We start from the raw sequence: 19,235 nt of genomic DNA, 5'->3' as shown, positions 1-19,235 counted from the left end.
TCCGCGGATGATTTTGGTCTTCTGACCTGCAAATCGGAAAGATGCTGCTGGCTCCCGCCCCGGGCCGCCCGGCCGGCCCCGCCCCGATTGTTGTAGCCCCGGATAGGTCCTTCGACTTAAACTTTCTGCGAGGGGCGGAGCCTCGGTGGCCTAGGAGCGCCGCTGTGCAGTGGATCAAACCTGAAGACCCGGGCTACGACGAATCCCGGACGCTGTTTAACGCCATGATCGACCGCCGACCCGCGGTGATCGCACCCTGCAGCACGCCGGCAGAAGTGGCCGAAGCGCTGCAATACGCCAAGGACCAGGGCCTGGCCGTCGCCGTCCGCGCCGGCGGCCACTCCGTCGCCGGCATGTCCCTGAACGACGGCGGCCTGGTGATCGACGTGCGGCCGATGAAGTCCGTCAGTGTGGACCCCGAGGCCCGCACGGTCACGGCCGGGGCCGGGCTGACCTGCGGCGAATTCGACCGGGCCACCCAGCAGCATGGCCTCGCGCTCACCGGCGGCCGCGTCTCCACCACCGGCCTGGCCGGCTTCACCCTCGGCGGGGGTTCCGGCTGGCTCGAGCGGGCCTTCGGCTTCGCCTGCGATGACCTGATCTCCGTGGACCTGGTGACCGCTTCCGGGGAACCGGTGACGGCCAGTGCAACCGAGAACCCCGAGCTGTTCTGGGCGCTGCACGGCGGCGGCGGGAACTTCGGCGTCGCCACGTCCTTTACCTTTGGCCTGCACCGGCTTGGGCCGACGGTCCATGCGGGCATCATGCTCTGGCCCGGCGACGCAGCCCCCGAGGTCAGCCGCGGCTACCGGGAACTGGCGCTCACGGCGCCGAACGAGGTGTCCGCAACGATTGCCTACCTCACCGCCCCGCCCGAACCGTTCGTGCCTCCGGAGATGGTCGGCAAGATGGCGGTCGGCGTCGTCTACGTCTACGCCGGGGACGCCGCGGAAGGCGCCGAGCATGCCAAGCCCTACCGCGCGCTGGGACCCGCCGTGGACCTCCTCGGGGACACCGGGTATGCAGACTTCCAGTGCTCCCTCGACGACCCGCCGGGCAAGTACAACTACTGGAGCGCGGATTATCATGACGAGCTCTCTGACGATGCCCTCGACGTCATCATCGACTCCGCCCGCAACCTGCCGGGCCCCAGTTCCCAGATGCTGGTGCCCCACTGGGGCGGCGCGGTGGGAGGCGACGGCGCAGCCACCACCCCGCTGCTGAACCGGAACGCCAGCTGGGTGACCCATCCGTTCGGGCTGGGCGACACACCACAGGGCGGCCAGGAGGCGAAGTCCTGGGTGAAAAGGTTCCGCCAGGACATCGCGCCCTACGCGACCGGCGGCGTGTGGCTGAACTTCATCGGCGACGAAGGCCAGGAACGGGTCCGGGCCGCCTTCGGCGAGGAGAGCTACAGCCGGCTGGCGCGGGTGAAACGGGAGTTCGATCCGGAGAACACGTTCCGCGGCAACCAGAACATCCGGCCCGCCGCATCGTAAGCGGCGGGCCTGTCCCTCCGGGGCCTGCACCTCCTGCTGTGAGACGGTTGGTAAGTAGCATGACCATCCGAGAGTGGGAGACAAACAAGCATGGGCAGTCCCGAGAAGACCACCCCCTGGGGCGACAGCCTGGGCCGAGCCAGCATCAGAACCGCGCAGGTCCTGCTGCTGCTGGTCCTGACGGTGGTGGTGGTCTATGCCCTGATCCAGGTCCGGCTCGTGGTGATTCCCGCGCTGCTGGCCCTGATCCTGGCCGCCGCGATCGCACCCTTCGTCCACTGGCTGCGCCGCCGCGGCTGGCCGAGCACCGCAGCCACGGGTTTCTCGTTCGTGGCGCTCCTGCTGGCGTTCGGTGCCGTGATCACCGGCATCGTCGTCGCCGTCATGAGCCAGGCCGATGAACTGGCGAGTAAGGCCACGGAGGGCTTCGACCGGGTCTACGACTTCATCCTCACCGGCCCCATCCCGGTCGATGACCAGCAGATCCAGCAGGCGCGCGACGCCGCCATCGACTTTGCCACGTCCAGCACGGTCGGCGCCGGCGCCATCTCCGGGCTCAGCGCGGCCGGCAATTTCATCACCGGCGCCCTCCTGATGGCCGTGATCCTGTTCTTCTTCCTGAAGGACGGCGAACGCATCTGGGCCTTTGTGCTGAGGGCGTTCAAGGGCCAGAAGCTCGTGAAGGCACGCCGCGCCGGGGAGCGGAGCCTCAACGTGCTGGGCGGCTACGTGCGCGGCACCTCCATTGTGGCCCTGGTGGATTCGTTCTTCATCGGCCTGGCGCTCGTCGTCATGGGGGTCCCGCTCGCCCTGCCACTGGCCGCGCTGACGTTCATCGGCGCCTTCATCCCGCTGATCGGCGCCACCCTGGCCGGCATCCTCGCGGCGCTCGTCGCACTCGTCGCCAACGGCCCGCTCGCGGCCCTGATCGTCATCATCGTCGTGATCGTCGTGAACCAACTGGAGGGCAACTTCCTGCAGCCCGTTGTGATGGGGCAGGCGCTGAACGTTCACGCCCTAGTTATCCTGCTGGCCCTGACGGCCGGCACCATCCTTGCCGGCATCGTCGGTGCGATCCTTGCGGTCCCCCTCGTGGCGGTGGGCTGGGCCGCGATCAAGGCCTGGAACTCGGCAAACGGCATCACTCCCGCGCACATCGCGGCGGCCGAGCATGAGACCCGGCTGAATGAAATAGGCGAAGGCGTGCGCTCCACGCCGCACCAGGCCCGGAGCCAGCAGGAGGAGCAGTCCGAGACCGCCGCCAGCGACGCCGGCCAGGGCTGATCCGGCGCCGTCCGCGGCCGGATTAGAATTCCCCCATGGCCATCTATGTTGATCCTCCGCTCTGGCCCGCGCACGGAACACACTTCTCGCATCTGGTCTCGGACACCTCGCTGGAGGAGCTGCACACCTTCGCGGCGGCGTCCGGCATCCCGGAACGGGCGTTCGACGGCGACCACTACGACGTCGCCGAGGCCCGGTACAGCGACCTCGTCGCGGCCGGGGCCGTCCCGGTGGAGGGGCGGATCCTGGTCCGCAAACTGATTGCCAGCGGACTGCGGATTCCTGCCCGGCGGCGCAGCAGCTCACTCAGGCTCCCCCTGCTCACGCGTTGGAACGCTGTTCTCCCGGGCCACGACGCGCTCTTCCTGGACCTGCTGGACCGCTGGGGCGAAGAGCACCGGAGGTATCACGGCCGCACCCACCTGCTGGCGGTCCTCGAGGCCCTGGATCTGCTGACCGAGCCGGCCAATCCGCCGCGCACCGTGCTGCTCGCTGCATGGTTCCACGACGCCGTTTACCACGGCATCGCGGGCCAGGACGAGGAGGAGTCGGCCCGGCTCGCCGAGGACCGTCTGGCGCACGAGGGCCTTCCCGCCGCCGAGGTGGACGAGGTGGCCCGACTGGTCCGGATGACAGCCGACCACCAGCCGGAGACGGGGGACGGGGCCGCCGCCCTGCTCAGCGACGCCGACCTCTCCGTGCTGGGCGGCGAACCGGCAGCCTATGCCCGGTATCTGGCCGCCGTCCGGCAGGATTTTGCGCACATCGGTGCCGACGACTTCGCCGCCGGGCGCGCCGCCGTCGTCCGCCAGCTCCTGCAGCTGGATCCGCTCTTCCACACCCGCCGCGGCCGGACACTCTGGCTGGAGGCGGCGCGGCGGAACCTGCAGGGCGAGCTCGAATAGGCGGTACGCCTGCGCGGAACTTGAAACCAGCCCTAGCCAGCTGCGGCCTAGATTGCTAGCATCCTAGTATGGTCGAAAAAACGCAGTTCAACGTGTACCTGCCTGCGGCGCTGGTGAAACGGGTCAAACACGCCGCCATCGAAGAAGGCCTGTCCCTGTCGGCCTATGTGGAAGAAGCACTGACGCAAGTCCTCAACAGCAAGGAAGGCTCGGGAAAATGAGAATCACGCCGATCCGCTACGTGCGGGACATCGAGAAGTCCAACCGGTTCTACGGCCTGCTCGGCCTGGCGGAACGGGCCGCGGCCACCAGTGGCACGTGGGCCGAACTGGGCGCAGACGGCGGCGGGCTGGGGCTGCATATCGCAGCCACGCCCGGCAGCCACCTCGACGCCGGCGCGGTGTCGTTGCAGTTCACGAGCGACGAGAAGCTCGAGCCGCTCGCTGAACGCCTGGCCACGGCGGGCTTCGGGCCGTCCGCCATCATGGACGAAACCTTCGGCCGGTACTTCACGGTCGCGGATCCCGACGGGTACCTCCTCCAGGTCAACGAAGCGGACGAGGAGCTGCAGAACATCAGCTACGAAACGCGCGAATCCGCGGCCCTGAAACCCTAGACGCGGCCCGGGCCAAACCCCGTCCAGGCGGGACGCCCCAGTCCCCAGCAACGCGGAGTCACTTGCGGCCCATAAAACCGCTCGGGATGGGCGCTAGGTGACCCCGTGTTGCTGGGGGGCGTCAGGGGCTGCGGCGGAGGTGCTCGGCGAGACGGTCGAAGGCTTCGCGCCAGCCGACGCCGTGGGCGTCGCGGTTGTCGATCGTGTCGAAGGGGCCCTGGAAAAACGTCATCCGGGTGCCGCCGTCGAACTCCTCCAGCTGGAAGGTCACCTCGGTCTCGAAGCCGCGGGTTCCGTCGTGCTTGTCCCAGGCGTGGGTGAAGACGAAGAGATTGGGCGGTTCGATGTCCGTGTGGACACCGCTCCACCAGTGTTCCTCACCGGTGCTGTCCCGGACCATGCAGGCCCGGTAAAGGCCGCCGATCTCAAGATCGGCGTCGATGCTCTCGCGCGGTACGTGGAAACCGCGCGGCCCCCACCACGCCGGGGCCTGCTCCGCGTCGGTCAGGGCAGACCACACCCTGGTGACGGGTGCCTGGAACTCGCGGGTAATGACCAGCATGAGGTCTTCGGGCGGAGCGGGGGCTTCGCCCTGGCCTGACGTTGCCGGAACAGCCGTGACATGTTCGGACATTGCGGTACTCCTCCTCGAAAACGGGCTAGCGGTAGGCCTTGCTGTAGGTCGTCACAAAGGGCTTGTCACTCGGAACGATCTGCTTGCCCAGCGGCATGAGCGAAACGGGAATGAGCTTGAGATTGGCGATGGCCAGCGGGATTCCGACGATGGTGATGGCCATGGCGAAGGCGGTGACCACGTGGCCGATCGCCATCCAGATGCCGGCGACGAGCAGCCAGATGACGTTGCCGAGCAGCGAAAACACCCCCGTGCCTCCCGGGCGGTCCACGACGGTACGCCCGAACGGCCACAGCGCGTAGTTCGCGATCCGGAACGACGCCAGGCCCCACGGGATGGTGACGACCAGCAGGCAGCAGATGACCCCGGCCGCGAAGTAACCGAGTGCGAGCCAGAGTCCGCCGAAAAGCAGCCAGATGATGTTGAGCAGAGTCTTCATGGCTCTATTCTCCCCCGGCGGACGTCCATCCGGCCTAAGGGTTCACCCTGAACATTTCCTGAAATGCGTCCGGTGACGCGGGCGGAGGGCGTGCAGCTTTGCGAACGCCCGGAAGGGCATAATACTGGGAGCATGCCTGCACTCCTGAAGCTTGTCCTGATCGTGGCCGTCGCCCTGCTCGTCGTTGGCGTCGTTGTGAAGGCTGTGCAGTTCCTGCTCTACGTGGGTCTGCTGCTCCTGGTCGGCGCCGGCGTTGTGTACGTCCTGCGCCGCTCGCGCCTCACCCGCTGACGCCGCCGCCCGGGATGCGCAGATGACAACCATCGGGGACCTTCTGGGCCCCATTCTCGAAGTCATGACGTGGGTGGGTTTTGTCCTGGGCCTGCCGCTGCTCGGCTGGGGCTGGAATTCCCGGCGCCGCCGGTGCACCTGGACGGGTACCACCGGCACGGTGATCAGTGCCGGCGGTTTCATGGGCTACAGCTGGACGGACCACCACGACGCCGACCACCGCTCGCTGCTGCCGGCGGCCGAGTCGGACGGTCTGGTGGTCGGGTCCGACGTCGACCTTTTCTACGACGTGTGCCATCCCTCCCGCTGGGGGCTCAAACCGCCGCGGCACGACAATGCACCCTGGACCCTGGGCTGGATCCTCACCGGAGTGGGGATCCTGTCCACGGTCGGGGGTTTCGTTCTGCTGCTCTTCTAAACGTTCGAACCGTTTGGCTGGAAAGGTTCGGCCGTTGGCTAGGCCTGCTTCACCATGGCGGCCTCGACACTGATCTTGACCTTGTCGCTGACCAGCAGCCCGCCTGCTTCGAGGGCGGCGTTCCAGGTCAGGCCGTAGTCCTTGCGGCTGATGTCCGTCTCCGCGCTGAACCCCGCGCGGGTGGCGCCGAACGGGTCGACCGCGATCCCGGTGAACTCGACTTCCAGATCCACCGGCTTGGTGACGTCGCGGATGGTGAGGTCTCCGGTCAGCACGTAATCCTCGCCGTCGCCCCTGATTCCGGTGGCGCGGAAGGTCATCTCCGGGTACTTTTCGACGTCGAAGAAGTCGGCGCCGCGGACGTGGCCGTCACGGTTCGCATCGCCCGAGTCAAAGCTGGCGGTCTTGACGCTGGCATGCAGGCTGGAGTCGGCGAGGGAGTCGCCGACACGGGCCTCCGCCGACGCCTCATTGAACCGGCCCCGGACCTTGCTGATGCCGGCGTGCCGGACGCTGAAGCCGACTTCGCTGTGGGACATGTCCAGCGTCCAGACGCCGGGAGTCAATCCTTCGGGCAGTGTCACTATGGTCTCCTTCGCAGGTGGCGGGCCGGGCCCGCCGGGACATCCGGGGTACTCCCCCAAGGAGCCATGCTAGCCATGGCGCGGCGGCGCGGCTAGCCTTTTGGCCGAACCCCGCGCCGCCCGCATTTCCGATCCCCGAGATGGGGCGGCGGAACACCGCGGTGCGCCGCCCTGGTTAGGCCGCGGGGTTCGGTGCCCAGCCGATCGCGGGTGCGATATGCCGGACCACGGTGCCCAGCAGCTTGGCGTTGAAATCCACGCCGAGCTGGTTGGGGACGGTCAGCAGCAGGGTGTCGGCGGCCCGGACAGCGGCGTCAGCGGCCAACTCCTCCGAAATGGCGTCGGGCGCGCCGACATAGCTCCTGCCGAAGCGGGCCACGAGTCCGTCGATCACCCCGACCTGATCGCGTTTCTCCCGCAGCGCGCTGAGGCCGAAGAACCGCCGGTCCTCATCGTCGACGATCGGCAGGACGCTGCGGCTGACCGAGACGCGGGGCTCGTGTTGATGGCCGGCGTCGGCCCAAGCCTGGCGGAACATGGCGATCTGCTCGGCCTGCAGCTGGTCGAAGGGCACCCCGGTGTCCTCGGTGAGCAGCGTCGAGCTCATCAGGTTCATGCCCTGCTCGGCGGTCCAGACGGCGGTGGCCCGCGAGCCGGCGCCCCACCAGATCCGCTCGCCAAGGCCCGCCGAATGCGGCTGCACGGGCAGCAGCCCGGATCCGCCGCCCGCGTAGCGCGGCTCTGCCTCGGCCATCCCGGCCCCCGAGATGGCGCGGCGGAAAACCGCGGTGTGCCGCCGGGCCATGTCCGCGTCGGTCTCGCCGTCAGCGGGGACATGTCCGAAGGCGGCGGCGCCGTCGCGGGCCGGTTCGGGTGAGCCGCGGCTGATCCCGAGCTGCAGCCGCCCGCCGCTGATCAGGTCGGTCGCGGCGGCCTCCTCGGCCATGTACAGGGGGTTTTCGTAGCGCATGTCGACCACGCCGGTCCCCATTTCGATCCGGCTGGTCCGGGCGGCGACGGCGGCCAGCAGCGGGAACGGGGAGGCCTGCTGCCGGGCGAAATGGTGCACCCGGAAGTAGGCCCCGTCCACGCCGAGCTCCTCGGCCGCGACGGCCAGTTCGATGCCCTGCAGCAGGGCATCCCGGGCTGTCCGGGTGCGGGAGCCCTCGCCGGGGCCCCAGTGTCCAAAGGACAAAAAACCGATGCGCTTCATGTCAGGGCCAACGCGGCACGGTCCGGCGGCATTCCTGCGGCCGTCTTAGGGCTTCGTGGCCAGGGACTTTGCCGCCGCGACGAAGTCCCGGATTTTGGCCAGGTCCTTCACACCGCGGGAGGACTCGACGCCGGAGGAGACGTCCACACCCCAGGAGCCTGCCTGCGACGCGGCGGCCGCGACGTTGGCCGGGTCCAGCCCGCCGGCCAACAGCCAGTGCCGACCGGCCAGCCCCTTGGCACGGACCGAGGCATAGTCCCAGGCTTCGCCGGAGCCGGGGACGGCGGCGTCGATCAGCAACAGGTCCTCGCCCCAGTCCGCGAAGGCCTCCGGTGCGGCGGACATGGTGACGGCGCGGATGAGTTTCAGACCGGCGTCGTGCACGGTGCGCACATCTGCGGGGGTGCGGTCGCCGTGGAGCTGGATCCAGTCCAGTCCGGCCTCGCGGGCCAGTGCGGCGGCGTCCCCGGCGGCCTCGTGCCGGAAAACGCCGACGGCGGGAAGCCCGGCCGGGACGTGGGCCAGGAGCTCCCGGGCCCGCGCGGGGGTCACTTCGCGGGGGCTGGGCGTCAGGACGAACCCGACAGCGTCGGCCCCGGCCTCCGCAGCGGCCAGAACCGATTCGGGCGTGCTGAGCCCGCATACCTTGACGAACATTCGGCTCCTTCTGCAGTGTTTCCTGTTCCTGACGTTAGCAAGGACAGCGGCACGACGGCGCCTTGCCCGCCCTCGAGGTGAGATTAGCTGCCCATGGCTGTCCGGAACATGGGCGCGAAGTCGGACCTCGGCGCTATTGGCAGGGGCCGGTCCCGGCGGGTTGGGCGGCCGGCCGGCGGATAGGGTGGAGGGATGGAGATCATCCGCTATGCCGAGCTGAAAGCCCAACCCTGGCGCAACGGCGGCGGGGTGACCCGCGAACTGGCCAGCCACACGAACGCCGCTTCTCCGCAGGACAATGCGGGGCAAACCACCAACTGCGACTGGCGGGTGAGCATCGCCGACGTGTCCAAGGCCGGCGACTTCTCGGCCTTCCCTGGCATGGACCGCGTGCTCACGGTGGTCGAAGGCGAACTGCTGCTGCTGACTGTCGACGGGGCCGAGCACCCGCTCGAGAAGTACCGCCCGTTCCGGTTCTCCGGCGACGCCGCGGCGACCGGCGCGCTCCCGACGGGCGACGTCCGCGACCTGAATGTCATCACCCGCAATGGCGCTTTCAAGGGCTACACCTCCATCATCGAGCTCTCCAAAAAGCGGGCCCACCCCGTATTCGACGGCCAGTTGGGGATCCTGCTGCAGGGCCAGGCAACCGTCGCCCCCGGGACCGCGGGCGAAGAGCCCGGCGCCGCGCCCGCTGCCGGGGCACCCGGCGCAACGGCACCGGGAAGCACAGCGGCCGGCGGCAACCCTGAGGCGGCCGCCGTCGGGCCGACAGCGCTCGGCCGCTATGACGCCGTCGTCGGTTCCGACACCGTCACCCCCGAGATCCTGGGCCGCGGCTTCCTCGCCGTCGTGTCGATCGACCGGGTCGCGGATTAACGTTCTGTAACCTTCACCCGGGCGGCGCCGATCCCGACCGAGTCCTCGGACAGCCGCTGCGCGAGCCAGATCGGCACAATCGAGACGACGATCAGAACCACCGCCACAACGTTGACCACCGGTGCCTGGTTGGGCCGGAAGAGGTTCTGCAGGATCCAGATAGGCAGGGTGGTGTCACCGGCGCCGATGGTGAACGTAGTCACGATAATTTCATCGAAACTCAGCGCGAAGGCCAGCAGCCCGCCGGCCAGCAGGGCGGAGCGGAGCTGCGGAAACGTCACCAGCCGGAACGTGGTGAACACGCCTGCGCCCAGATCGGCGGACGCCTCCTCCAGCCCGCCGCTCATCCGGCGCAACCGTGCAGTCACGTTGTTGAACACGGTCACCATACAGAAGGTGGCGTGCGCGATGACGACGGTCCATAGGCTCAGCGAGACGCCCAGGATGGTGGTGAACATGTTGTTCAGGGCGATGCCGGTCACGATCCCGGGCAGCGCGATCGGCAGGATCACGAGCAGGCTGATCACATCCCGGCCGAAGAAGTTGTAGCGCAGCAGTGCCAGCGCCAGGAGGGTCCCCAGCACCAGCGAAATGAGGGTCGAGACCGCCGCCACCCACAGCGAGGACACCAGGGCTTCGCGGACGCCGGAGGAATCGAAGGCGCGCCCCCACCACTCCAGGGTCAGTCCCCTCGGCGGCCAGCCAAAGGTCCGGTCGGCGTTGAAGGAGTTCACCACCACCAGGAGCAGCGGCGCATAAATGAACAGGAACACCAGGGTCGTCACAACGCCGAGGATGACTTTGGCGCTTCGGGAAAGTCTCATCGCGCTCCTACCGGCTGTTCATGGTTGCGGGCTGCCAAGAGTTCACAGATTGTCCGCGCTTCACAGGCTGTTAAGGGCGCCGGAGCGCCGGACAATGATCAGATACAGCGTGATGATCGCAATCGGGACCAGCGAGACGGCCGCGGCGAACGGCAGGTTGTTCGCGGCTCCGACATTCGCGTAAACCACGGTGCCGAGCATCTGGGTGGTGCCACCGACAATCTGGGCCGTGATGTAGTCGCCCAGCGAGAGCGAGAAAGTGAAGATCGTCCCGGCAATGATGGAGGGGATCAGCAGGGGGAACATGACCAGGCGCACCGTGGTCAGCGGTTTCGCACCCAGGTCCCCGGAGGCCTCCAGCAGTGAATCGGGCACCCGGTCGAATCCCGCGTAGATCGGCAGGATCATGAACGGCAGCCAGATGTAGGCCAGCGTCAGGATCACCGCCGTTTCGCCGTACCCCGGAGTCATCAGCCCGGCCGGGGCCCCCAGCCACTCCAGCAGCCCGCCGTCGGCGAGCACGTTCCGCCACGCGTAGGCCTTGACCAGGTAGCTGGCCCACAGCGGCATCAGCACGGCCACCACCAGCAGCTTCCGCCAGCGGGCGCTGGCGACCTTGGCGATGAAGAACGCCATGGGCAGCGCAAGGATCAGGTCGATCATGGTCACGGCCAGTGCGATCCACAGCGTCCGCAGCGTGATGCGCTGGTACACCGGATCGGTCAGGACCGTGACCAGGTTGTCCGCGGTCCAGACCGTGGACACCTTGCCGGTGAAGGTGTCCACGGTCCAGAGCGCCGTGATCAGCAGCGCTGCCAGGGCAGCGATGTAGACCATTACCAGCCAGCAGGCGGGGGCGGTAATCAGTCCCGCGAGCCGCAGGGTCGGCCGGCGGTGCAGCAACGCGGAAACCCTGTTGGCTTTGGGCGGCGGCACGGCGGCGCCGGCCCGGGGCGCCCCGGGGGCCGGCTGCCGCGTCTGGAGCGCCATCTCAGCCCTTGATTTCGGTCCAGGCCTTCGTCCACTCCGAGTAGTCCGTGCACTTGACGTCCTTGCGGCCGTCCAGGCATCCGGCCACCGGGGTGGTCCAGTACCAGATCTGCTTCGCGTAGGCCTCGTCACCGGAGTGGTAGGTCTCGCAGTGCGCCTTGTCCTTGGTGAGTTCGCAGGCCTTGGGGTTGGCCGGTGATTCGCCGAAGTATTCCGCCACCGCCGCGTTGGCCGTGGGGCTGGCAATGTAGTCGAGCCACAGGTAGGCGCAGTTCTTGTTCTTCGACGTCGCGCTGATCATCCAGGTGTCCGACCAGCCGGTGGCGCCTTCTTCGGGGAGAAGCGTCTTGACGTTGGCGCCGTCCGTAGCGGCGATGTTGGCGCCGACCTGCCAGGTGGTGCCGACCACCGTGCTGCCGCTGGCGAAGGCCTGGACTTCCTTGACGACGTCGCTCCAGTATTCGCCGATGTGCTTGCGCTGTTCCTTCAGCACGTTCACCGAGGCCGCGAGCTGGTCCTTGTCCAGCGCATAGGGGTTCTTGATGCCAAGTTCGGGTTGGTGGGCCATCAGGTACACGGCGGCGTCGGCAATGTAGATCGGCGAATCGTACGCCGTGACCTTTCCGCTGAACCGTGCGGCGTCCTCGAACACGGCACGCCAGGAGGTGGGTGCGGGCGTGACGGCATCGACGGAGTACATCAGCAGGTTGGCTCCCCAGCCGTGGGGCATCCCGTAGTTCTTGCCGTCCACCGTGTTCCAGGCCTTGTCCTTCAGGAACGGGTACACGTCGGGATAGTTCTTCAACAGGCTCATGTTGACCGGCTCCACATTGTTGCCGGCAATCAGCCGCAGGGACGCGTCACCGGAGGCCGAGACGACGTCGTACTGGCCGGTGCGCATCAGGGTCACGGCTTCGTCCGAGGTGCCGAAGGGCTTGAAGTTGATCTTGCATTGGGTCGCTTGCTCGAACGGATGCACCCAGTCCACCGCCGGGTCGTTGCTGCCGTCCTCGACATAGCCCGGCCAGCCCAGGACGGAGAGCTGCCCTTCGCCCGGGCCGATTTCAGACTTGACCGGCTGGGCGGACGGGCTGGCCGCTCCCCCGCCGGAGGTGCCGCATCCCGCCAGGGCGAGTGCTGCCGCCGCGGCCACCCCGACTACCAGGGAGGCCAGATTCCTTGATGCCATGATCCTTACCTTTCGTTGCGGGGGTGACGGGGTGAGTGGGTGACGGGATGCCACGGAGACTGCACGCTGGACACAGGAGTTTCAGGTGCCGTCGGACGGCAGCCAGACAGCGGCGGCGTCGTCCCAGCTCACGGTGACCCGCCGGTCCAGCAGTTCGGCGTCGCCGCCGGGCAGCGTCTCCGGCGCCAGAACGACGACGGCGGGACCGTCGTCGAGCTGCACCCGCACCTGGGTCGCGTGCCCCACGTAGACCAGCGCGGTCACCGTTCCGGGGCGGGAGGTGACGCCGGGTCGGGCTTCCGGCGCCGCCGTCCAGGACAGGCGCAGCCGTTCCGGCCGGATGGAGACCTGCTCCGCGCGGCCGTAGAGCTTCTGCGCGAGCGCGGCGTCGAAGATGTTGGAGGTGCCGACGAAGTTGGCCACGAACGCGCCGCCGGGCCGCTCGTAGATCTCGTGCGCCGTGCCGATTTGTTCCAGGCTGCCGTTGTTGAAGACGCCGATCCGGTCGCTCATGGTCAGGGCCTCCTCCTGGTCATGGGTGACGAAGATGAACGTGATGCCGAGCGAGCGTTGCAGTTCCTTGAGTTCCACCTGCATCTGCTGCCGGAGCTTCAGGTCCAGGGCGCCGAGCGGCTCATCCAGCAGCAGGACTTTCGGCTGCACCACCAGGGCCCGGGCGAGGGCGACCCGCTGGCGCTGGCCCCCCGAGAGCTGCGCGGGCTTGCGTCCGACGAACTTCCCTAACTGCACACGCTCCAAGGCTTCGCGGGCCCGCGCCTGGCGCTCCTTCCGGGGCATTCCCCGCACACGCAGGCCGTAGGCGACGTTGTCCACGAGGGACATGTGCGGGAACAGGGCGTAGTCCTGGAAGACGGTGTTGAGGTTCCGTTCGAAGGGCGCCAGCCCGGTGACGTCTTTGCCCTCGAGTTCGACACTTCCGGAGGTGGGCTGCTCGAACCCGGCGATCAGGCGCAGAACCGTGGTCTTGCCGGACCCTGACGGGCCGAGCATGGAAAAGAATTCGCCCTGCCGGATGTCCAGGTCCACGGCGTTCACGGCGACGGTGTCCCCGAAGACTTTGGTGAGTTTCCGCAGCCGGATCGCCGGAACCGCGTCCGTTCCGGCCTGCCGGCCGGCGGCGAGTGTTTCGGTCATCGGGTGCGCCTAACTCCGTTGCCGGATCGTCATAGCTGCGGCGCAGCGGGACGTGAGGCAGACCACATCGGGCTGATGGGCCACATCCTATTACTCCATTGGTTTGATGCACAGACCCCGGCAAAAGCCCGGAATTGGGAGGACAGCAAGCCCTCGCCGGCAGCCCCTGCGCCCCGCCGGTTCGCCACCCCGAGGGGTCGTTGCTACGCTGGAATCAAGTCCCCTCTTCGGGGCTCCGGACGACGGTTCAGTACCCGGCACGCGACAAGACTGGCCACAGGAGCAGTTATGTCGTGGGTAATTCTCATCCTTTCCGGGTCGCTGGAAGCCGTCTGGGCCGCAGCCCTGCACCGCACCTCCCAGGCCACGGGCCGCCGCCGGATCGTTCCGGGCGCAGTTTTCCTCGTCTCCGTCCTGGCCAGCACCGGCGGCCTCGCGGTCGCCATGCAGTCCATCCCGACCGGCACCGCCTACGCCGTTTGGGTGGGCGTCGGCGTCGTACTGACCTCCGCCTACGCCATGATCACCAGGGTCGAACCCGCGACGGCGGCCCGGATCCTGCTCCTCGGCGGGATCGTGGCCTGCGTGGCCGGCCTGAAGCTGGTGGCGTGACCATGGCCGCGAACCGCACGCCGAAATCAGCCGGCACCACGCCCGCTGCCAGCGCGGCATGGTTCGTCCTGCTCGCCTCCGCCGTGCTGGAGGCGGTCTGGGCCACGGCCCTGGGGCTGTCCGACGGCTTCACCCGGCCACTGCCCACGCTCGTGTTCGCGCTGACCGCGACGCTGAGCATGGTGGGGCTGGGCCTGGCCGTAAAAAGCATCCCGCTCGGCACCGCCTACGCCGTCTGGGTGGGGATCGGCGCCGCGCTGACCGTCTGCTGGGCGATGGCGACCGGCGTCGAGCCCGCCAGCCCGCTCAAATTGCTGTTCATCGCGGGGATCGTGGGCTGCGCGGCCGGGCTGAAGCTCCTCCCGGCCCGGGAACCCGCGGCGTCCGCGGCTGCCCCGATGCTCCCGCCCAGTTAGTCCGCGCCGGGACGGGGTTTCCGCGGGGACACGCCGTGGCGTCGGCCGTTCCGGGCCGGCAACTGGGCTGGAGCGGCGGAATACACCGGACCGGGGACGGGTTGGCGGTAGAAACAACGAAGGGGAACCCCAATGAAGGCAACAAACGTGCGGCTCGGCGACGGTCTGGCGGTAAGCCCGCTGGGGTTTGGCGGCATGGCCCTGACACCGGTGTACGGCGCCGTTGATCCGGCCGAGGCGCTGCGGACCCTGCACCACGCGGTGGACGCCGGCGTCAGCTTCATCGACACGGCGGACATCTACGGCGGGGGCAGCAACGAGGAGCTCATCGCCAAGCTTCTGGAGGAACGCCGCGGCGAAGTGCAGCTGGCCACCAAGTTTGGCCTGGTGGGCACCCCGTCGACCGGCTACTCCGACATCCGGGGCGACGCCGCCTACGTGCGCCAGGCGGTGGACCGCAGCCTGCAGCGCCTCGGCACCGACGTCATCGACCTGTACTACATGCACCGCCGTGACCTCCGCGTTCCGATAGTGGAAACCGTGGAGGCCATGGCGGGGCTGGTGCAGGCCGGCAAGGTGCGGCATCTTGGCCTGTCTGAAGTGACGGCCGAGGAGCTGCGGGAAGCCAGCGGGATCCACCCGATCGCTGCGGTCCAGAGCGAGTGGTCGATCTGGAGCCGCGATGTGGAACGCAACGTTGTTCCTGCGGCAGCCGAGCTTGGAGTGGGTTTTGTGCCCTATTCGCCGCTGGGCCGGGGATTCCTCACCGGCACCGTGGACGCGTCGAAGCTGGGCAGCGGCGATTTCCGCCGCAATATCCCACGCTTCGCCGAGGCGGCGCTGGACGCCAACCAGGGGGTGGTTGCCGCCGTGCAGGCAGTCGCGGCTGAACTCGCCGCGTCCGGGCAGGCTGCAACTCCTGCCCAGGTCGCCCTGGCCTGGCTGCTTGCGCAGGGCCGGAAGCAGGGACTTCCGGTGGTCCCCATCCCCGGCACCCGCAGGGCGGACCGGATCGACGAGAATCTGGGAGCCTTGACGCTCGACTTCACCGCGGCTCAGCTGACGAAACTCGACGCCGCCGCGGACGCCGTCGTCGGCTCCCGTTCCGCGGACCCCAACTGGGTGTCCGAGGGCCGTGAATAACCGCGTCCGTAGACTGATGCCCATGGACTCGCTTATTCACTCGTTACGTGACATCACCATCCGCCGGATTTCGGTCGGCGAGATGGACAACAACGTGTATCTGCTCACCGGCAAGGCGTCGGGTGCGCAGCTCCTGATCGATGCGGCCGATGATCTGGCCGCCATCCAGGGGCTGCTCGCCGTCGCCGCCGCGGATACCTCCGCGACGCCGACGCTGGCGCTGGTTGCCACCACCCACCAGCACTGGGACCACGTCCGAGCGCTGCCGGGCCTGGTGGCGGCCACCGGGGTGAAGACGGCGGCCGGGACGGAGGACGCCCCGGAGCTGCCGGTGCCGGTGGATGTGCTGCTGAACCAGGGCGAGGTCGGCAACTTCGACGGCTTCGATGTGACTGCAGTGCATCTGCGCGGCCACACACCGGGTTCGATCGCGCTCGTGTACCAGGACCCGGAAGGCCCGGCGCACATTTTCTCCGGCGACTCGCTGTTTCCCGGCGGTGTGGGCAACACCCAGAAGGATCCGGAACGCTTCGCCCAGCTGCTCAGCGATGTGAGCGAGCGGCTGTTCGCGGTCTATCCGGATGACACGGTGGTGCACCCGGGCCACGGGAAGCCGACCACCCTGGGCGCGGAACGCCCGCATCTGGCGGAGTGGCGAGCCCGAGGCTGGTAGCCCGCGCCGCGATCTGCGCTCCGTGCTTTGCGCTCCGTGCTTTGCGCTGCGCTGCGTGCTTTGCGCTGCGTAAACGGACAGCCGCTACGGGAATCCCCATAGCGGCCGTCCGTTTGTGTCGCGAAAACCCGAAGGCTTAGCGGCTGCGGCGTTCGTTCGACGCCGGGGCGGACGCGCGGCGGGGGCCGCCGCTGCGTGCCGGACGGCCTTCGCTGGAGCGGCCGTTGCCGCCACCTGCGTAGGATCCGCCCGAGGTGCCGCCGGTGTTCGAGGACCACACAGCCGCGTTGGACCCGGTCTTGCTTCTGGTCTGGCTTCCAGCGGGCTGGGCGCCGGCAGCTGCACGCTGGCCCGTTGCCGGGCGACCGCCGCGCTGGCCGCCGGTGGCGCCGCCCGTGCGGGGGGCACCGCCGGAGCGGGGAGCGCCGGTGCGGGGAGCCGAGGCGCCCCGGGCGTCGCTGCGCCCTTCGGCGGCGCGGCCGTCTGAACCGCGGCCGGCCGAGGCGCGGCCGCCGGCGGCCGGAACATCATTGCGGTGCGTGCCGTACGACGTCGAGCGGGCGCGGACGCTGCGGCGTTCGGCGCGCTCGGCATCCTGCCGGTCCTCGTTGCGCTCGATCACACGGTCTGCTGCGTTGCGCGCGGCAGCCTGGCCTTCGTAGGCCACGGCACGGCGCTCGGCGCGGGGCAGATCGGTGCGGGGAGCCTCGGCCCCGACGCGTCCGCGTCCGCCACGACCGCCACGGCCACCCGCGGTGGGTGCAGCCTGGGTGGTGCGGCGGGCCCGCTTGCGCTCGGCGTTGGCACCGGTGGAGCTGCCGCCGCCCTGGTTGGACTTCGCAGCCAGCAGTGCAGCGCGGGTGCGCGGATCGATCTTGTCGGCCATTTCGCCGACCAGTTCGGCAACCAGCGGCGAGTTGGCAGTGACGCGCTCGAAGTTGACCTCGACGCCGGCAGCCTTCATCAGCTTCTTGACGTCGGACTGCTGCTCCGGCAGGGTCAGCGTGACCACGGTGCCATCGGAGCCGGCGCGGGCGGTCCGGCCCGAGCGGTGCAGGTAGGCCTTGTGCTCTGTGGGCGGATCCACGTGGATGACCAGCTCGACGTCGTCGACGTGGACACCGCGGGCGGCGACGTCGGTGGCGACCAGGACGCGGACTTCACCGGAGGCGAACTCGGCCAGGTTGCGGTCCCGGGCGTTCTGCGAGAGGTTGCCGTGCAGGTCGACGGCGGGGATGCCGGCGTCGGTCAGGGTCTTGGCCAGCTTGCGGGCGTGGTGCTTGGTGCGCAGGAAGAGCACCCGGCGGCCGGCACCCGAGGCGAGCTCGACGATCAGCTGCTTCTTGACGGTCTGGTCGTTGACGACGAGCACGTGGTGTTCCATGGTGGTCACCGCAGCCTGCGACTCGTCCACGGCGTGGGTCAGCGGGTTGGACAGGTAGCGCTGGACGATCTTGTCCACGCCGTTGTCCAGCGTGGCGGAGAACAGCATGCGCTGGCCCTGGCTCGGGGTCATGTCCATGAGCTTCTTGACCACCGGGAGGAAGCCGAGGTCGGCCATGTGGTCGGCCTCGTCCAGGACGGTGATCTCGACACCTTCGAGGGTCAGGACGCGCTGGCGGATCAGATCCTCCAGGCGGCCCGGGCAGGCGATGACGATGTCGACGCCGGCGCGCAGCGCCTTTTCCTGGCGGGCCTGGGAAATGCCGCCATAAATAACGGTCGTGTTCAGGCCCATGGCCGTGGCCATCGGCTCGATGGTCGCGTTCAGCTGGGTGGCCAGCTCGCGGGTCGGCGCGAGGACCAGGCCCATCGGGCGGCCGGGCTTGCGGAAGTGCTTGGCTTCCCGCTCAGCGAGTCGTGCTACAAGCGGGATGGCGAAAGCAATGGTCTTGCCGGAGCCGGTGCGGCCGCGGCCCAGGACGTCGCGTCCGGCCAGCGTGTCCGGCAGGGTCTTGACCTGGATGGGGAACGGTTCGACGATCCCCTGGGCGGTGAGGGTGTCGGCGAGAGCCTTGGGCGTGCCGAGGGCAGCGAAAGTAGTCATAGGTTTCAAAGGTCTTTCAGGCGGTATCCGTGCGGATATCGGCCCCCGGCGCCGGTTGGCTCAGGGGTTCGCCGAAGAAAAGTCAGGTGATCAACCGGCCAGCTGCTGTTAAGACGGCGGCCGGGACCAAATAGAACGCGTTCATCGACGCAGGATGTGCCTCTCACATGAAAAAATCCCACTCCCTGCGGCTGGAATCCGAAAGGAATCCATCAGGGGAACCGGTTGATGAACCGGAACATTAGTGGGCATCACTGCACATCAAGTTCCCTCAGTCTATCATCCGGTGGGGCCAGTTCCGTTTTCGCTGCTCAGGACGCCAGGCTGGCCGCCTGGAACAGCGGGACGTGCGACGCCGTCACCCGGGCCGCCGGGGACTCCGCCGCTGGCAGTTTGGACGCCCCGGCTGCGGCGGCCGAACCTCCCGACGCCAAACCTGCCGACGCCGAACCTCCCGCGCCCGCCGACGCTCCCGCGGCCACCGGATCGCCCGTAGCCACGGAACCGTGCCCGCCCACGGGCGCTGCAACGCGCAGGATAACCAGCGCCTCGGCGTCGATCAGTCTCCGGGAGCCGGTCCGCTCGTCCAGGATCCAGAACAGGTCCGTGGCCGGCACTGTCCGGATGACCTCGCCCCGGTGGAACAGCCGTCCGTTGTGCCACGCCTCAATCCGGTCCCCCACCGACAACTCCTCACACGATTGAACCTGACGCGCCGCTTCTACAGTCATGGCCTGCTCCTATCCCGGATTCGGATTCACCCCAGT

Annotated in this window: 23 protein-coding genes and 1 riboswitch; of the genes, 12 read left to right on the top strand and 11 right to left on the bottom strand. The window is 68.5% G+C overall.

The annotated features are described in order from the left end of the window. Positions 1–164 precede the first annotated feature (164 nt). From AC50YM_RS05160 to AC50YM_RS05140, 5 genes are all read left to right on the top strand, one after another. A complete protein-coding gene (locus tag AC50YM_RS05160; protein ID WP_494955902.1) occupies positions 165–1,499 on the top strand; it encodes an FAD-binding oxidoreductase in 1,335 nt (444 codons plus the stop codon). Between the two features lie 90 nt (positions 1,500–1,589). Then, positions 1,590–2,783, top strand: a complete 1,194-nt coding sequence (locus AC50YM_RS05155; protein ID WP_494955901.1) for an AI-2E family transporter — start codon at positions 1,590–1,592, stop codon at positions 2,781–2,783. A 35-nt stretch (positions 2,784–2,818) separates the two neighbouring features. Continuing rightward, positions 2,819–3,688, top strand: coding sequence for a DUF4031 domain-containing protein (locus tag AC50YM_RS05150; protein WP_494955900.1), 870 nt, complete (start codon positions 2,819–2,821; stop codon positions 3,686–3,688). A 68-nt stretch (positions 3,689–3,756) separates the two neighbouring features. After that, a complete protein-coding gene (locus tag AC50YM_RS05145; protein ID WP_494955899.1) occupies positions 3,757–3,909 on the top strand; it encodes a ribbon-helix-helix domain-containing protein in 153 nt (50 codons plus the stop codon). Continuing rightward, the gene (locus AC50YM_RS05140) at positions 3,906–4,304 is read left to right on the top strand and encodes a VOC family protein (protein WP_494955898.1); all 399 of its coding nucleotides are present in this window, start codon (positions 3,906–3,908) and stop codon (positions 4,302–4,304) included. Before AC50YM_RS05145 ends, AC50YM_RS05140 begins: the two co-directional genes overlap by 4 nt. A 121-nt stretch (positions 4,305–4,425) precedes the next feature. Here AC50YM_RS05140 and AC50YM_RS05135 read toward each other — a convergent pair whose 3' ends face one another. Then, positions 4,426–4,938, bottom strand: coding sequence for an SRPBCC family protein (locus tag AC50YM_RS05135; protein ID WP_494955897.1), 513 nt, complete (start codon positions 4,936–4,938; stop codon positions 4,426–4,428). Positions 4,939–4,963: 25 nt separating this feature from the next. Beyond that, the gene (locus tag AC50YM_RS05130; protein WP_494955896.1) at positions 4,964–5,377 is read right to left on the bottom strand and encodes a YccF domain-containing protein; all 414 of its coding nucleotides are present in this window, start codon (positions 5,375–5,377) and stop codon (positions 4,964–4,966) included. A 132-nt stretch (positions 5,378–5,509) separates the two neighbouring features. Between AC50YM_RS05130 and AC50YM_RS05125 the strand changes: the two genes are divergently transcribed. Both AC50YM_RS05125 and AC50YM_RS05120 read left to right on the top strand, forming a co-directional pair. Further along, entirely contained in the window at positions 5,510–5,668 is a 159-nt protein-coding gene (locus AC50YM_RS05125; protein ID WP_494955895.1) for a hypothetical protein, read from the top strand. A 22-nt stretch (positions 5,669–5,690) separates the two neighbouring features. Further along, a complete protein-coding gene (locus AC50YM_RS05120; protein ID WP_494955894.1) occupies positions 5,691–6,086 on the top strand; it encodes a hypothetical protein in 396 nt (131 codons plus the stop codon). A gap of 38 nt (positions 6,087–6,124) precedes the next feature. Here AC50YM_RS05120 and AC50YM_RS05115 read toward each other — a convergent pair whose 3' ends face one another. The 3 genes from AC50YM_RS05115 to AC50YM_RS05105 all read right to left on the bottom strand — a co-directional run bounded on the left by AC50YM_RS05115 (position 6,125) and on the right by AC50YM_RS05105 (position 8,540). Further along, a complete protein-coding gene (locus AC50YM_RS05115) occupies positions 6,125–6,670 on the bottom strand; it encodes a YceI family protein (protein ID WP_494955893.1) in 546 nt (181 codons plus the stop codon). Positions 6,671–6,845: 175 nt separating this feature from the next. Then, a complete protein-coding gene (locus tag AC50YM_RS05110; RefSeq protein ID WP_494955892.1) occupies positions 6,846–7,883 on the bottom strand; it encodes an LLM class flavin-dependent oxidoreductase in 1,038 nt (345 codons plus the stop codon). Between the two features lie 45 nt (positions 7,884–7,928). Beyond that, positions 7,929–8,540, bottom strand: coding sequence for a phosphoribosylanthranilate isomerase (locus tag AC50YM_RS05105; protein ID WP_494955891.1), 612 nt, complete (start codon positions 8,538–8,540; stop codon positions 7,929–7,931). A 192-nt stretch (positions 8,541–8,732) separates the two neighbouring features. Here AC50YM_RS05105 and AC50YM_RS05100 point away from each other — a divergent pair, with 192 nt between their 5' ends. Next, entirely contained in the window at positions 8,733–9,419 is a 687-nt protein-coding gene (locus AC50YM_RS05100) for a HutD/Ves family protein (RefSeq protein WP_494955890.1), read from the top strand. Here AC50YM_RS05100 and AC50YM_RS05095 read toward each other — a convergent pair. From AC50YM_RS05095 to AC50YM_RS05080, 4 genes are all read right to left on the bottom strand, one after another. Continuing rightward, positions 9,416–10,243, bottom strand: a complete 828-nt coding sequence (locus AC50YM_RS05095) for an ABC transporter permease (protein WP_494955889.1) — start codon at positions 10,241–10,243, stop codon at positions 9,416–9,418. The genes AC50YM_RS05100 and AC50YM_RS05095 overlap by 4 nt on opposite strands. Before the next feature lie 60 nt (positions 10,244–10,303). Beyond that, complete coding sequence (locus tag AC50YM_RS05090) at positions 10,304–11,233, bottom strand: ABC transporter permease (protein ID WP_494955888.1); 930 nt, start codon at positions 11,231–11,233, stop codon at positions 10,304–10,306. 1 nt (position 11,234) lies between these two features. Further along, positions 11,235–12,422, bottom strand: coding sequence for an ABC transporter substrate-binding protein (locus AC50YM_RS05085; protein WP_494955887.1), 1,188 nt, complete (start codon positions 12,420–12,422; stop codon positions 11,235–11,237). 81 nt (positions 12,423–12,503) lie between these two features. Next, on the bottom strand, positions 12,504–13,577 hold the full coding sequence (locus tag AC50YM_RS05080; RefSeq protein WP_494955886.1) for an ABC transporter ATP-binding protein: 1,074 nt from the start codon (positions 13,575–13,577) through the stop codon (positions 12,504–12,506). A gap of 215 nt (positions 13,578–13,792) precedes the next feature. Next, positions 13,793–13,856, top strand: a riboswitch (guanidine-III (ykkC-III) riboswitch). 9 nt (positions 13,857–13,865) lie between these two features. Here AC50YM_RS05080 and AC50YM_RS05075 point away from each other — a divergent pair. From AC50YM_RS05075 to AC50YM_RS05060, 4 genes are all read left to right on the top strand, one after another. Beyond that, on the top strand, positions 13,866–14,189 hold the full coding sequence (locus AC50YM_RS05075; RefSeq protein WP_494955885.1) for a DMT family transporter: 324 nt from the start codon (positions 13,866–13,868) through the stop codon (positions 14,187–14,189). Between the two features lie 2 nt (positions 14,190–14,191). Beyond that, the gene (locus tag AC50YM_RS05070; protein ID WP_494955961.1) at positions 14,192–14,605 is read left to right on the top strand and encodes a DMT family transporter; all 414 of its coding nucleotides are present in this window, start codon (positions 14,192–14,194) and stop codon (positions 14,603–14,605) included. 132 nt (positions 14,606–14,737) lie between these two features. Further along, the gene (locus tag AC50YM_RS05065) at positions 14,738–15,748 is read left to right on the top strand and encodes an aldo/keto reductase (RefSeq protein ID WP_494955884.1); all 1,011 of its coding nucleotides are present in this window, start codon (positions 14,738–14,740) and stop codon (positions 15,746–15,748) included. A gap of 22 nt (positions 15,749–15,770) precedes the next feature. Then, positions 15,771–16,421, top strand: coding sequence for an MBL fold metallo-hydrolase (locus AC50YM_RS05060; protein ID WP_494955883.1), 651 nt, complete (start codon positions 15,771–15,773; stop codon positions 16,419–16,421). 136 nt (positions 16,422–16,557) lie between these two features. On the opposite strand, the gene AC50YM_RS05055 is transcribed toward AC50YM_RS05060, so the two are convergent. Both AC50YM_RS05055 and AC50YM_RS05050 read right to left on the bottom strand, forming a co-directional pair. Beyond that, positions 16,558–18,468: a DEAD/DEAH box helicase gene (locus AC50YM_RS05055; protein ID WP_494955882.1), complete on the bottom strand. Its 1,911-nt coding sequence runs from the start codon at positions 18,466–18,468 to the stop codon at positions 16,558–16,560. Positions 18,469–18,779: 311 nt separating this feature from the next. Next, a complete protein-coding gene (locus AC50YM_RS05050) occupies positions 18,780–19,199 on the bottom strand; it encodes a hypothetical protein (RefSeq protein ID WP_494955881.1) in 420 nt (139 codons plus the stop codon). Positions 19,200–19,235: the final 36 nt, after the last annotated feature.

The organism is Pseudarthrobacter sp. RHLT1-30-1 (assembly GCF_059383415.1).
This window is presented reverse-complemented; position numbering and strand designations above follow the sequence as displayed.

Excerpts from the sequence above, each read along its gene's own strand:
- AC50YM_RS05070 (WP_494955961.1), top strand. The coding sequence starts at position 14,192 with ATGGCCGCGAACCGCACGCCGAAATCAGCCGGCACCACGCCCGCTGCC.
- AC50YM_RS05075 (WP_494955885.1), top strand. The coding sequence starts at position 13,866 with ATGTCGTGGGTAATTCTCATCCTTTCCGGGTCGCTGGAAGCCGTCTGG.
- AC50YM_RS05140 (WP_494955898.1), top strand. The coding sequence starts at position 3,906 with ATGAGAATCACGCCGATCCGCTACGTGCGGGACATCGAGAAGTCCAAC.
- AC50YM_RS05100 (WP_494955890.1), top strand. The coding sequence starts at position 8,733 with ATGGAGATCATCCGCTATGCCGAGCTGAAAGCCCAACCCTGGCGCAAC.
- AC50YM_RS05105 (WP_494955891.1), bottom strand. The coding sequence starts at position 8,540 with ATGTTCGTCAAGGTATGCGGGCTCAGCACGCCCGAATCGGTTCTGGCC.
- AC50YM_RS05135 (WP_494955897.1), bottom strand. The coding sequence starts at position 4,938 with ATGTCCGAACATGTCACGGCTGTTCCGGCAACGTCAGGCCAGGGCGAA.
- AC50YM_RS05145 (WP_494955899.1), top strand. The coding sequence starts at position 3,757 with ATGGTCGAAAAAACGCAGTTCAACGTGTACCTGCCTGCGGCGCTGGTG.
- AC50YM_RS05060 (WP_494955883.1), top strand. The coding sequence starts at position 15,771 with ATGGACTCGCTTATTCACTCGTTACGTGACATCACCATCCGCCGGATT.
- AC50YM_RS05155 (WP_494955901.1), top strand. The coding sequence starts at position 1,590 with ATGGGCAGTCCCGAGAAGACCACCCCCTGGGGCGACAGCCTGGGCCGA.
- AC50YM_RS05090 (WP_494955888.1), bottom strand. The coding sequence starts at position 11,233 with ATGGCGCTCCAGACGCGGCAGCCGGCCCCCGGGGCGCCCCGGGCCGGC.
- AC50YM_RS05065 (WP_494955884.1), top strand. The coding sequence starts at position 14,738 with ATGAAGGCAACAAACGTGCGGCTCGGCGACGGTCTGGCGGTAAGCCCG.
- AC50YM_RS05130 (WP_494955896.1), bottom strand. The coding sequence starts at position 5,377 with ATGAAGACTCTGCTCAACATCATCTGGCTGCTTTTCGGCGGACTCTGG.
- AC50YM_RS05095 (WP_494955889.1), bottom strand. The coding sequence starts at position 10,243 with ATGAGACTTTCCCGAAGCGCCAAAGTCATCCTCGGCGTTGTGACGACC.
- AC50YM_RS05125 (WP_494955895.1), top strand. The coding sequence starts at position 5,510 with ATGCCTGCACTCCTGAAGCTTGTCCTGATCGTGGCCGTCGCCCTGCTC.
- AC50YM_RS05110 (WP_494955892.1), bottom strand. The coding sequence starts at position 7,883 with ATGAAGCGCATCGGTTTTTTGTCCTTTGGACACTGGGGCCCCGGCGAG.
- AC50YM_RS05120 (WP_494955894.1), top strand. The coding sequence starts at position 5,691 with ATGACAACCATCGGGGACCTTCTGGGCCCCATTCTCGAAGTCATGACG.
- AC50YM_RS05050 (WP_494955881.1), bottom strand. The coding sequence starts at position 19,199 with ATGACTGTAGAAGCGGCGCGTCAGGTTCAATCGTGTGAGGAGTTGTCG.
- AC50YM_RS05085 (WP_494955887.1), bottom strand. The coding sequence starts at position 12,422 with ATGGCATCAAGGAATCTGGCCTCCCTGGTAGTCGGGGTGGCCGCGGCG.
- AC50YM_RS05150 (WP_494955900.1), top strand. The coding sequence starts at position 2,819 with ATGGCCATCTATGTTGATCCTCCGCTCTGGCCCGCGCACGGAACACAC.
- AC50YM_RS05055 (WP_494955882.1), bottom strand. The coding sequence starts at position 18,468 with ATGACTACTTTCGCTGCCCTCGGCACGCCCAAGGCTCTCGCCGACACC.
- AC50YM_RS05080 (WP_494955886.1), bottom strand. The coding sequence starts at position 13,577 with ATGACCGAAACACTCGCCGCCGGCCGGCAGGCCGGAACGGACGCGGTT.